The following is an 11,769-nucleotide window of genomic DNA, read 5'->3' on the forward strand; positions in this document are numbered from 1 at the left end:
AGGACCTTAGACAAGCCCCATCCTCCCAGCTCAGAAGCACTTTTCTTATGTAGTTGATCAATCTGCGCGAAATTCACCGCGAAAGCCCGAGGCTAGCCCGGAGGGGCGAAGGCAGCGAATCGCCTGGCCTTCGGTCGGCCTCCCGAAGGAGCAGGCGATGTGGTCGGATGCCCGTCCCACGCCTGCTCCCCCGGGGGTACGGCAGACGAACGCGTCTGCCGTACCGTGGGAAAGCTCAGACCTCGAGGATCACAGGGATGATCATGGGGCGGCGGCGGTAGGTGTCGCTTACCCAGCGTCCCACCGTGCGGCGGACCACCCGTCGGATCTCCTGCATGTCGACCACCCCGTCTGCGGCCTTCTCCGCGAGGGCTCGCTCGATCTGCGGGATGAACTCCTCGAACTGGGCAGGGTCGATGCCGGAACCACGCGCGTGGATCTCGGGGCCGGCGGTGAGCTTACCCGTGTTGGAGTCGACCACGACGACCACCGAGATGAACCCCTCGTCACCGAGAATCCTGCGGTCCTTCAGCGAGGTGTCGGTGATCTCGCCCACCGACGAGCCGTCGACGTAGACGTACCCGGCGTGAACCGCACCGACGATCTTCGCTCGGCCGTCGACCAGGTCCACCACGACGCCGTCCTCGGCGATCACGATGTGGTCGTCGGGCACGCCCGTGAGAGCGGCCAGCTTGGCGTGCGCACGCAAATGACGCCACTCACCGTGAACGGGCATGAAGTTCGACGGGCGGGTCAGGTTGAGCACGTACAGGAGCTCGCCGGCGGCCGCGTGGCCGGAGACGTGCACCTTGGCGTTGCCCTTGTGCACGACGCGAGCGCCCCACCTGGTCAGTCCGTTGATGACCTTGTTGACCGCGGTCTCGTTCCCCGGAACCAGCGACGAGGCCAGGAGTACGGTGTCACCCTCGGCGATGCGGATCGGATGATCGCGGTTGGCCATCCTGGACAGCGCGGCCATGGGCTCGCCTTGAGAGCCGGTGCAGATGAGCACCACGTCCTGCGGCGGCCACTCCTCGATGTCGCGCGAGTCGACGATCAGCTCCGGCGGCACCTTGAGATATCCCAGGTCGCGGGCCACGCCCATGTTGCGCACCATCGAACGTCCGACCAGGGCCACCTTGCGGCGGTGCTTGGCGGCGGCGTCCATCACCTGCTGAATGCGGTGCACGTGCGAGGCGAAGCTGGCCACGATGACCCGCTGTTCGGAGGTGCGGATCACCTCGTCGATGACCGGCCCGATCTCGCGCTCGCTGGTGACGAACCCTGGCACTTCGGCGTTGGTGGAGTCGGACATCAGCAGGTCGACGCCCTCGGTGCCGAGCCTGGCGAAACCGCCGAGGTCGGTGAGGCGGCCGTCGCTCGGCAACTGGTCCATGCGGAAGTCGCCGGTGTGCAGGACTATGCCCGCAGGCGTCCTGATGGCGACGGCCAGTGCGTCGGGGATCGAGTGGTTGACCGCGAGGAACTCGCAGTCGAACGGCCCGAAAACGTGCCGTTCGCCCTCGACGACCTCGAGCTTGGTCGGTTGGATCCTGTGCTCGGTGAGCTTGGCCTCGATCAGGGCAAGCGTGAGCCTCGATCCGATGAGCGGGATATCGCGCCGCTCGCGCAGCAGGTACGGCACCGCCCCGATGTGGTCTTCGTGAGCGTGCGTGAGCACCACGGCTTCGACGTCGTCGAGCCGGTCTCTGATGTATTCGAAGTCGGGCAGGATGAGGTCGACGCCCGGCTGATCGGGCTCGGGGAAGAGCACCCCGCAGTCGACGATCAGCAGACGGCCGTCATATTCGAAGACGGCCATGTTCCGGCCGATCTCCCCCAACCCGCCGAGCGCGACGATGCGCAAGCCGCCGTCAGGCAGCACCGGCGGGGGACCAAGCTCAGGATGCGGATGGCTCATGCCTGGCCCCCACGGTCAGTTCGTGTTCTCAAAACTCCCGGTTCCTCCCCGTTCCTATGCGTCTGTCAACTTCACCCCGCCGGCTACCAGGCAAGCACGCAGCTCGGCGATTTGCGTCTCTGTCGCGTCCACGAGCGGCAGTCGTACCGAACCCACCGGTACGCCGACCATGCTCAGTGCCGCCTTTGCCATGATCGCGCCACCGGCGCGCAGCATGATCCCGTCTACCACGGGGGTCACCTGGCTGTGTACGGCCAGGGCCTGGGAGACCTCACCGTTCTTGTGCAGGTGGATCATGCGCGCCAGCTCGGCGCCCACTACATGCCCGACGACGCTGACGAACCCGGCCGCCCCCAGGGAGAGCCAGGCCAGGTTGAGCAGGTCGTCGCCGGAGTAGAAGGCCAGCTCGGTCGCGCTCATCACCTGGCTGGCGGCGAACAGGTCACCCTTGGCGTCCTTGACGGCCACGATGCGTTCGTGCTGCGCCAGCCTCAGCAGAGTTTCGGTCTTGATCGGCACGCCACTGCGCCCCGGAATGTCGTACAACATCACCGGAAGGTCGGTCGCGTCGGCGACGGCGGTGAAGTGCTGGTACAGCCCCTCTTGAGGGGGCTTGTTGTAGTAAGGCGTCACCACCAGCAGACCGTGCGCGCCCGCACGTGCCGCCTGCTTCGCGAGCTCGACACTGTGGCGGGTGTCGTTGGTGCCCGCCCCTGCGACCACAGTCGCGCGATCGCCGACCGCCTCGAGGACGGCGCTGACGATGCGCTGCTTCTCCTCGTCCGACGTGGTGGGCGACTCACCGGTCGTCCCGTTGACGATCAAGCCGTCGTTGCGCTGCTCGTCCACCAGGTAAGCGGCAAGACGTCGCACAGCCACATAATCGACCTCGCCGTCAGGAGTGAACGGCGTGACCATGGCGGTCAGCATGCGGCCGAAGGGCGCGTCTGTGGTTCCAGTTGGCGATGCCATAGTGCGAACGCTACCTGGATTCAGAAATCCATTGGACGCCGCCACCCCGCTTTGCCTGCCTGGAGCCGCTTTTTGCCCCCTTTCGCGGGCATCTCAGAGGCTTCCCTGACGACGACAACCATCTCACCTGACATCGGAGCCCGTCCACTGGTCCACAGCGACGCACCCAGCAGGCCACGCTCCACACCACACCTGCCCACCACACCCGCCAGGCGGGGCACCATGCCTGGCCAGCACGCCCGTCTGGCGGCCAGGCGGAGCGCCGGACCTGACCGCAGTATCCAAAGCACCCGTCAGGCCGCAAAGAGCGCTACGTCTGACCGTCGCCGCCGAAATCAGTACGGCTTACCGGATCTTCCCACCGCAACCGAAACACCCATCGGGCCGCATAGCGTGCCGATCCCACCGCCATAGCCGACAGCAGCGCCGGCTACTCGATCTTGCCGCGGCAGCCGAAACACCCGTCGGATCGCATAGTGCGCCGCATCCGGTTTGCGTCCACGAGAGCGGTGTACGAGTTTGGCCTGGTCATGGGCGTGGCGTCGTAGAAGAGCGACGGCTACCCGACCTCCCCAGCGCGGCCAAGGCGCCCGTCAGGCCGTATAGCGTTCCGCACCCCGCCGCCGCAGCCGACAGCAGCACCGAGTACTCGACCTTCCCACCGCGGCCAGAGCACCTGTCAGGCCGCATAGCGTGCCGTATCCGACGGCCGAAGCCACACCAGGCCGCGGCGGGCATGTGAACGTTGGGTCCGCAGTACCCAGCTGGCTGAGCGGCCGCCGGCTTCGGTGATCCCGACGCGTATCCCCCCGTCCGCCCACGACCCTCCGTCCGGAGGGAAGCCGCAGGTGGAAGTTGCGAGCGACTTTCCTGCCCTGGCGGCCTCCCCTGAGGAGTGCGGCGGCCGTTACGCTCGCCCAGCTTCCAAAGGTGAGCCCGGCTGCGCTCGGTTGCCCCGGTCATGTTGCAAGGCTTCTACTAGGACAGTTCGATCTGGTATCTGATGAAACCTCGATTCTCAGCCACCTTGTCGTACAAGCGGCGTGCTGTCGCGTTGGACTCATGCGTGTTCCAGTACACGCGGGAGCAGCCGCGCTCCCGGGCCCAGGCGGTCACAGCCTCGATCAGCGCGCGAGCCACGCCTCTGCCTCGGGCTTCTGGAGCGGTGAACAGGTCCTGCAGGTAGCAGACATCGGTGTCAGGCGCCGAGGTGTTCGCGTGGGTGAAGAAGTGCGTGATGCCGACGAGCCTGCCGTCCAGCCTCGCGCCGAAGGCGTGCAGACGGGTGTCCGCCTGGAACTCCTGCCATGCGCGGTCGTACATCTTGTCCGGTTCGACACGCTGATAGAAGTCGATGTACGCGCGGAACAAGTCCTCCCAGACATCCCGGTCGGATGGAAGGAGCTTGCCTATGTCGATCATGAAGCTTCCTCATGCTTGGACATCTCCGAGGAGCACAGGCCTGCTGTGGCTTGGCGCGGCAGTGCGGGATATGTCCTGGAGAGTGATTGATGTCGGAGTCAGTGCCACCAACTTAGGGAAAAGTGGCCCAGTGAGGTACGGCCACTCGGCGGTGATACCAGAAGACCACTTGCGCCTGATGGTTGGTCGCCACGCGCACGGACGTGGATGGCAATGCGCGGTACAACAGTGCGCTCCATCGCACCGCAGCGAACAGCAGTGCATCCGTCGCGCGCCTCGAATGGCAGCGCACCCATCGCACGCGGCCGGTCGAAAAACTGCAGTCCACTGCACGGCTCGAACGGCAAGGCGCCTGTTGCACGCCTGCAAGGTGAAGGGTCAGTGCACGTCCCGAACGGCGACGCATCCACCGCCCTCAAAGACCACGCCGCTATCAGGCCTCTGTAAAGCATCGTGGCCGGCCAGGCCGCCTCAACCGAGGCAACGCGGCCATCCCGCCTCCAAAGCTCACGTTGACCGCAAGCCTCGCACGGCAGCGCGCCGACCAGGCTCCACCTCACGGGCAAGGCTGCCTTGAGAGGCATCGCGGCCACCGTGGACCTCGACAGCCCGCCCATCGCATGCCTCACAAGAGAGCCTTCCAGCCGACTCAGCCGCCGACCGGCCAGGCCGTTTCACGCACGCAACGCAGCCACCGCAGCTCCAAGGCCGCATCCACCGCCGGACTCAAACGACTGCGTACCCGAGCGACAGTGCAGGCCCCGCTCGTTTCGAAATCCCGCGCCCATCGCGGGCCTCACGAGGTAACGTGCGACCAGGAGCCTCACTGATCAGGACCGCTCAAGGGGCAGCGCACTCACCGGACTTCCGAGGTCTGTGCCCATCGCAGACGCCGGACGGTGCGGATGCGTCCAAGGGACCGGGCCAGCAGCCGCGTTCGGCCAGGTCAAACCACTGGTCAGGGCGCTGCTGCAGCCCCAAGTACGCGAATTGGAAGAGGTCGCCGATATGTGCTCGGGGGTACACACATCGACGACCTCTATCGGAGAATCGGCCCCTCTTACACCGGCGTTACAGGGTTTCTCCGATAATTTTCTGCCATCGCAAAGTTGGGGCTCCAACGACCATCGATGACGGTCGGTTACCTGCCGAATACGGCAACATGGGGCAACGCCTCACACGAACCCCCAGGGATGGACTAGTGGCCACCTCAGATCCGGTCTACCTGCGTGTCGTCGAAGACATTCGGCGGCAGATCACCGACGGCACCCTTCCCCCCGGCGCGCCGATCCCATCACGAGCGCAGCTGACCCGTAAATATCAGGTCGGAGAGACCGCCGCCCGGCACGCGCTACGCGTGCTCGCAGGTGAAGGCCTCATCATCGGCCGCGTGGGCTCGGGCCATTACGTCAGGGAACGCCCCGACCTCACCCCGCTCTACCGATGGCGCTTTCTCGATCACCCCGCCCCGTTCGCGGCCGATCTACAGTCACAGGGCAGACGCGTGACATGGGACTGGCACAGCGAACCAACCGAAGCGGGGCCCGACATCGCCAAACGCCTGCGCCTCAGCGAGTCGACCACGCTGACCAGAACTCACTACATCTTTCGCGGCGAGGGCAGACCGCTGCAGCTCGCCACGTCGTACGAGCCGCTGGAGTTCACCCCCCACTCCGAGGAGGAGCGGCGGAGCCTGGTCGCCAGGATGTACGCGCACGGCATAAAGATCACTGAAGTCGTCGAGAGCGTGCACACCCGGGTTCCGCGCCCCGCGGAGAGTGACGCGCTCGATCTGGCGGCTGGCGTCCACGTGCTGCACATCGAGCGCACCCACTGGGCAGGTGACCGTCCCGTCGAGACGAGCGACATCGTCGTTCCAGGCGACCGGTTCAGAGTCACGTACAGCATGCCCGTCTGAGCTCTCGGACGCGGGCGTCTCCGGGCGAAGCCCCTTCTCGCCCGGAGCCCCTCAGCCCGGGCATTGCGGATATCACCTCGTTTCGGACGGACAGACCGGTTCCGATGGTGCGGTGAGCCTCCTCAAGGCTCGCCGGCGGGTCAATCCGGTCCACAATCGGGCGTATTTGCCCTGATCTACGAATTCTGCGAGCACGGTGGGAGCGGGCGCACACGCCGGCTCCGTCGGCAGCTCGAACCTCATCCCGTCCGTAGGCCTGGTCACGCTCCGGCCTCCGCGAGGGAGCAAGTGACGACGGTACGCACCCAGCGAACCGCCGTAGGCGTTGAGAATCGCATCGAAGTCCTCGTCCGGGCCTGGCGCGAGCCGCATCGTCACTCAGGTAGGCGGCGCCGAGATCGCGGCGGCACTGCGCGTTTACGGCGCCGGCAGTAACCTTGGCGCCCGTGGCCTGGCTGAGTTGGAGCCAGAGGCCGCCCACACCGTCGCCGACGAGCAGCGAACCGCAGGCGTACGGCGTCTGCGATGCGCCCACGGCTACGAGAGGGCTGGGCGGCGCCGACCAGGATGAGACCGATCCATGGCGGAGCCTCGCTGGGGCGACAGTGACGTAGTCGGGGCGGCGGTGCCTGCTGCTACGGGACGCGCTGGTCGATCTCATCGAGGAACGCGGGTTCGAACGCCCTACCGTGGGCGAGATCACCGAGCGAGCAATGGCGAGCCGTGCCGCTTTTTATCGGAATTATCGCGGTAAATACCACCTCGTGGAGCAAATCTTCGACGAGGCCATTGCGGCGCTGCTGGGCAGTATGGGCGATGACGGCGCGCGGCCCTCGATCGAGCACTGGGCCGCGTTCTTTGAATATGTCGCCGAATATCCGCCTTTGTGCGGCGCATTGTTCGGCAAAAAGGCGGCCCGTGGTTCGCGGCGAAGAAGCGGTCCCCGCTCTCGAACATGGTCGCCCAGCACCTGGTCCCGCTCCCCACGTCGAGCGGCCTGGTCGCGACGCTGGCCGGCGGGATGTTCGTACAGGCGATCACGTGGTGGCCGGAGAACGGGCGGCCGATGTCACCGTACAAGATCGCTATGCAGACGGGGCGGGTCGCCTCCGCCTTGATCACGGAGGCCGACCGCGCGGCGGGCTGACACATCTCCCCCATCTGGCGACGAACGCTGGATTCCCGGCAAAAGCGCAGGTCAGAGATTGTCGGTGCGCGCTGATACAACGGACGCGGAGGTTGCCGATGCGAGTCAAAGACCTGTCCAAGAGCGACCGGCCACGCGAACGGCTCATGTCCAGCGGCGCCGCCGCGCTGGCGGACCGCGAGCTGCTGGCCGTGCTGCTCGGCTCGGGATTTCGCGGGTCGAGTGCCCTGGATCTCGCCAGCCAGGTGATCAAGCACTGCGGAGATCTCGATGGCCTCCGCCGTTCGGACCCGCATCGGTTACTCGCCGTGCCCGGAGTGGGCCCCGCCAAGGCCGCGCGAGTCGCCGCGGCCTTCCATCTCGTACGCCGTGCGGACGCGTGGCCGGAGCGCGAACGGATCACCAGCACATCCGACCTCGCCAACCACTGCGCCCCGCTGCTCCGGGGCCGCAAGCAGGAGCGGCTTGTCCTGGTGGTGTGCGACACCCGTGGCAGGGTGCTGAAGCATTCGATCCTGACCGAAGGCGCGTCCGACCACACGGCGGTGCCGATCCGGGAGGTGATCACGGAGGTGCTCACCGCGAGCGGGGCCATGTTCGGCCTCGCCCACAACCACCCGGCCGGCTCCCTCGAACCGAGCCAATCCGACCTCGAGGCCACCGCCCAACTCATCCGAGCCGCCGAGACGGTAGGGCTACGGCTCCTCGACCACCTGATCATCACGGATGCCGCCTGGCGGCGAATCCCTACATAAATCAATTCCTCTAGGGACCATGAACCCACCGAACACCAAAGGGAATCATCCTGTGTATAGCGCCGAACTGCAGTTTTCCAAGGGACGGCCATGAGAATCTAATACCGCGGGTAGGCCGTTACGGACGTCAGCCGGCCATTACTCGCAGCGGCATGGTCCCTTGCCTCCGGAGGGCTCGGGACCATGCCCGACACTCGCACCGATCCCAGGCGAAGCCCGGCGCTCTTCGGCGGGCGTTCGGGCAGGCGCGTCGCCTGGGATCGCAAGGTGCGCCCCCGATGGCACCTGCGTTGTGCCATCACCTAGGGTGTCCGGTTCGCGCGCTCGGCGGCCTAAGCGCGAACCGGACACCTGTCCATCCTCGCCAGAACCGCGGCAAGCGGTGAGAGCCCTATCCGCTGAGTGTGGCGTGACGGGCAAGGCCATCCCGTACGGCATTTACGACCCGACCTCCGGCAGCGGCCAGGTCGACGTCGGCGCTGACCACGACACCGCCGCGTCCACCATGGAGTCCATCCGCCACACCGCCGACGTCCCAGATGCCTGGCTGTGCGCTCACCCGACGTGCAGGTCGTGCGCCGGGACAGCTCGGGCGCCTACGCCGAAGCGATCCGCCGCGCACTGCCTGATGCCATCCAGGTCGCTGATCGGTGGCACCTGCGGCACAACTTCGGCGAGGCGGTTCTGAAAGAAGTCACCGTCCAAAGCGCCTGCTCGGCCAGGACCGGACCGCCCCTGCAGAACGGGTAAGCACCTCTCTACCGCTACATTCACCCAAGGTCTACCGCAACATTCGCCCAAGGCCGCAGCGTCGAAGTCGACCGCCTGCCCATCTCCCCGCGCCGCTTTGCCCGGCTGCTGCTCACCCGGCCCGGCACCCTCAGCGAAGAGCACCGGAGCCTGCTGGACGGCCCCACCGTCGCCTGCCCGGAGATGATCGACCTGGCGGGACTCATCCGCAGTTTCGCCGACCTGCTCCGGCCACGCGAAGCAATGCTGACCGTCTCGATGCGTGGATCCCCGCAGCCGACGCCACCTATCTGCCTCACCTGCACTCCTTCATCCGCGGCCTTGCCCAGGACCACGATGCCGTCATCTTGCCCTTTCACAACGGTGCGCCCGAGAGCGTGAACACCAAGACCAAGAGCATCATGTGACAGATGCACGGCCGTGGCGGGTTCGACCTTCTGCGCCACCGCGTTCTGCTGCAATGGATCACCCAGCGCCACCACCGATCACGGGACAGAACCGTTGTTCTTACCGTCCCGTGCCGTCGAGCAGGCTGGTCCAGATGGCCAGCACGCTTGCCTGGGTGTTCCAGAGACTTTCCTCGATCACCACCTTTTGACGAAAGCGACGAGTTCTGCGGATGAAGTACTGGCCGCCGCTCTGGCACAGCTCGTAGAACGTCGGCTTACAAGCGCACGTGTAATCCCGGACTCTCACACGTACGGCGCGCGGCGACGAGGGATACCACTTGATGACGGCGTGATCGGGCTGTGGGTCCGGCACGTGGACCGCAATCTGGCAGCAGGGCCAGTCGAGGGGCTTGGGCACGGTTGAACAGTACGTCTGGTCGTCTCCTCTTGTCTAGCAAGTAGGGATGCTCTGTCTATATAGACAGCACAATATGGGAGGTCTTGCACCTGTTGGTCTAAGTTGCAGGCGTGCTCGACTATGACGGGGACACCCACATCTACCTCCAGATCGCCGAGATCCTTCGGCGACGAGTCTCCGGGCTCGCGTCCGGACACCCGGTGCCGAGCGAGGCGGACATCCAGCAGGAGTTCGGCGTCGCCAGGACCACTGCCAGGCGGGCGGTGCACGTACTTCGCGAGGAAGGGCTCATCTACACCGTTCAGGGCGAAGGGACCTTTGTCGGCGGACCAGACGAAGCGCCTCGTAAGCAGCGGAAAGTCCCTCTATACCAACAGATCGCGACGGACATCGCCGAGCAGATCAAGGAGGGACATTTCTTGCCTCGGCGCTCCATACCGGGTGAGTCGGCGTTGGTGGAGCAGTACGACGTGGCTCGGGAGACTGTGCGGCGCGCGATGGCGCTCCTGCGGGAGCAAGGGTGGATCTACACCGTTGCGCAGCGCGGCAGTTACGTGTCGCCGAAGGAGTCGTGGCCCCAGGGCTGACTGTGCTCGCCTGCTTGTATCCAGACGTCTACGCTGTGAGCATGCTCGACCGCGACGGGCCGGTCCCGATCTACGTACAGATTGCCGACGCGATCCAGGAGCAGATCGTCGGCGGGCGGTTGCGAGCCGGCGAGGCCGTGCCGAGTGAGGCGGCGTTGGAGGCGGGGTTCGGTGTCGCGCGATCGACCGCACGCAACGTGGTTCGGGAGCTGCGCGAGCGTCGTCTTGTCCACACCGTGCAAGGCGAAGGCACCTTTGTTGGGCCTATCGGCATTCCTCGGATAAGGGCGAAGAGGGCCCTCTATCTGGATATCGCTCATGATATCGCTGCGAAAATCAGGCGCGGTAAGCTCCGGCCGAACTGTTCGATAGCGAGTGATGCGACCTTGATGCTGCGGCATGGGGTTGCCAGGGTCACGGTCCGGAAGGCCATTGCGCATCTCAGGGAGCAGGGTTGGGTGTTCACTGTTCCTTATAGAGGGACTTATGTGAATGAGCCCGGAAAGTGGCCCTCGCACGAGAGCGTCCGATAGCCCCACTGCGCCTTGTTCCCCCACAGGGCCTTGTGCCCTACTGCGCCTTGCGCCTCGCTGCGTCCTTGGGTAAGTGCGGCGCCTCACTAGTGAGCCGGTTTTGAGATTCGGTCGCAGTAGCGGCAGATGCGGTCGAGGATCTGGTCGGCGGTCTTGGTCCACCTGAACGGCTTGGCATCCTCGTTCCAGACCTTGATCCACTCCTCCAACGCGGCCTTGAGCGCGTCCAGGGAGCAGAAGTTGCCCCGCTCCAGACAGCGGCGTTCCAGTTCGGCGAACCAACGCTCGACCTGGTTGATCCAGGAGGAGTAGGTCGGGGTGAAGTGCAGCACGAAGCGCGGGTGGGCCAGCAGCCAGGCGTGCACCACCGGCGCCTTGTGGGTGGACAGGTTGTCGCAGATGAGATGGACCGCCAGGCCCGGTTCGACCTGGCGGTCGATCTCGTCCAGGAAGTCACGGAAGTCGACGGCACGGTGACGGGCCGACAGCTTGCCGATCACTTTGCCGGTGGCGGTGTTGAGCGCGGCGAACAGATCGACGGTGCCGTGCCGGACGTAGTCGAAGCTGCGCTGCTCAGGCACGCCGGGCAGCATGGGCAGTACCGGAGCGCTCCGCTGCAACGCTTGGATCTGCGGTTTCTCGTCGACGGCGAACACCGCGGCATGGGCCGGCGGGGCCAGATACAGCCCAACCACATCACGGATCTTGTCGATCAGCAGCGGATCGGTGGAAATCTTGAAGTCTTCGGTGCGCCAGGGCTGCAGCCCGAACGCCCGCCAGATGTTGGCCACGCTGGTCGGCGAGATGCCCACCCGGCGGGCTAGGAGCTGTTTGGGGTTCGGATCTTGGTGAGGGTCGGTGGTGGGCTGGCCGTGGCTGGTAGAACTCGGATGTGGCGCGCTTCGATGTGACCGATGCCGAGTGGGCTTTGATCGAGCCGCATCTGCCGGTGGCGGC

Annotated in this window: 10 protein-coding genes and 2 pseudogenes; 7 read left to right on the forward strand and 5 right to left on the reverse strand. The window is 65.7% G+C overall.

Features of this window, described 5'->3' with window-relative positions; all coding sequences use genetic code 11:
* Positions 1-235: 235 nt before the first annotated feature.
* The 3 genes from ACWEPL_RS63480 to ACWEPL_RS63490 form a co-directional block, all read right to left on the reverse strand.
* Positions 236-1,921, reverse strand: coding sequence for a ribonuclease J (locus ACWEPL_RS63480; RefSeq protein WP_363967668.1), 1,686 nt, complete (start codon positions 1,919-1,921; stop codon positions 236-238).
* Between the two features lie 54 nt (positions 1,922-1,975).
* Positions 1,976-2,893, reverse strand: a complete 918-nt coding sequence (gene dapA, locus ACWEPL_RS63485) for a 4-hydroxy-tetrahydrodipicolinate synthase (RefSeq protein WP_363967670.1) — start codon at positions 2,891-2,893, stop codon at positions 1,976-1,978.
* A gap of 978 nt (positions 2,894-3,871) precedes the next feature.
* Positions 3,872-4,315, reverse strand: a complete 444-nt coding sequence (locus ACWEPL_RS63490; protein ID WP_397367625.1) for a GNAT family N-acetyltransferase — start codon at positions 4,313-4,315, stop codon at positions 3,872-3,874.
* 1,201 nt (positions 4,316-5,516) lie between these two features.
* Between ACWEPL_RS63490 and ACWEPL_RS63495 the strand changes: the two genes are divergently transcribed.
* From ACWEPL_RS63495 to ACWEPL_RS63515, 5 genes and pseudogenes are all read left to right on the forward strand, one after another.
* Positions 5,517-6,233 (forward strand): GntR family transcriptional regulator, encoded by a 717-nt coding sequence (locus ACWEPL_RS63495; RefSeq protein ID WP_363967674.1) that lies wholly within the window; start codon positions 5,517-5,519, stop codon positions 6,231-6,233.
* Between the two features lie 886 nt (positions 6,234-7,119).
* The gene (locus ACWEPL_RS63500; RefSeq protein ID WP_452442600.1) at positions 7,120-7,380 is read left to right on the forward strand and encodes a hypothetical protein; all 261 of its coding nucleotides are present in this window, start codon (positions 7,120-7,122) and stop codon (positions 7,378-7,380) included.
* Between the two features lie 98 nt (positions 7,381-7,478).
* Positions 7,479-8,135 carry a RadC family protein gene (gene radC, locus ACWEPL_RS63505; RefSeq protein ID WP_363967676.1) on the forward strand — a complete coding sequence of 219 codons (657 nt, stop codon included), beginning with the start codon at positions 7,479-7,481 and terminating at the stop codon, positions 8,133-8,135.
* Between the two features lie 415 nt (positions 8,136-8,550).
* Positions 8,551-8,658: pseudogene (locus tag ACWEPL_RS63510) on the forward strand (ISAzo13-like element transposase-related protein); the annotation flags it as partial.
* A gap of 41 nt (positions 8,659-8,699) precedes the next feature.
* Positions 8,700-8,885 (forward strand): annotated as a pseudogene (locus tag ACWEPL_RS63515) (transposase); the annotation flags it as partial.
* 507 nt (positions 8,886-9,392) lie between these two features.
* Here ACWEPL_RS63515 and ACWEPL_RS63520 read toward each other — a convergent pair.
* Positions 9,393-9,692, reverse strand: a complete 300-nt coding sequence (locus ACWEPL_RS63520; RefSeq protein ID WP_397367622.1) for a hypothetical protein — start codon at positions 9,690-9,692, stop codon at positions 9,393-9,395.
* Positions 9,693-9,802: 110 nt separating this feature from the next.
* Here ACWEPL_RS63520 and ACWEPL_RS63525 point away from each other — a divergent pair, with 110 nt between their 5' ends.
* Complete coding sequence (locus ACWEPL_RS63525) at positions 9,803-10,279, forward strand: GntR family transcriptional regulator (protein WP_350724680.1); 477 nt, start codon at positions 9,803-9,805, stop codon at positions 10,277-10,279.
* A gap of 41 nt (positions 10,280-10,320) precedes the next feature.
* Positions 10,321-10,812 (forward strand): GntR family transcriptional regulator, encoded by a 492-nt coding sequence (locus ACWEPL_RS63530; RefSeq protein WP_355201612.1) that lies wholly within the window; start codon positions 10,321-10,323, stop codon positions 10,810-10,812.
* Between the two features lie 86 nt (positions 10,813-10,898).
* On the opposite strand, the gene ACWEPL_RS63535 is transcribed toward ACWEPL_RS63530, so the two are convergent.
* The gene (locus tag ACWEPL_RS63535) at positions 10,899-11,624 is read right to left on the reverse strand and encodes an IS630 family transposase (protein WP_452442598.1); all 726 of its coding nucleotides are present in this window, start codon (positions 11,622-11,624) and stop codon (positions 10,899-10,901) included.
* Between the last annotated feature and the right edge of the window lie 145 nt (positions 11,625-11,769).

The organism is Nonomuraea sp. NPDC004186 (genome assembly GCF_053603495.1).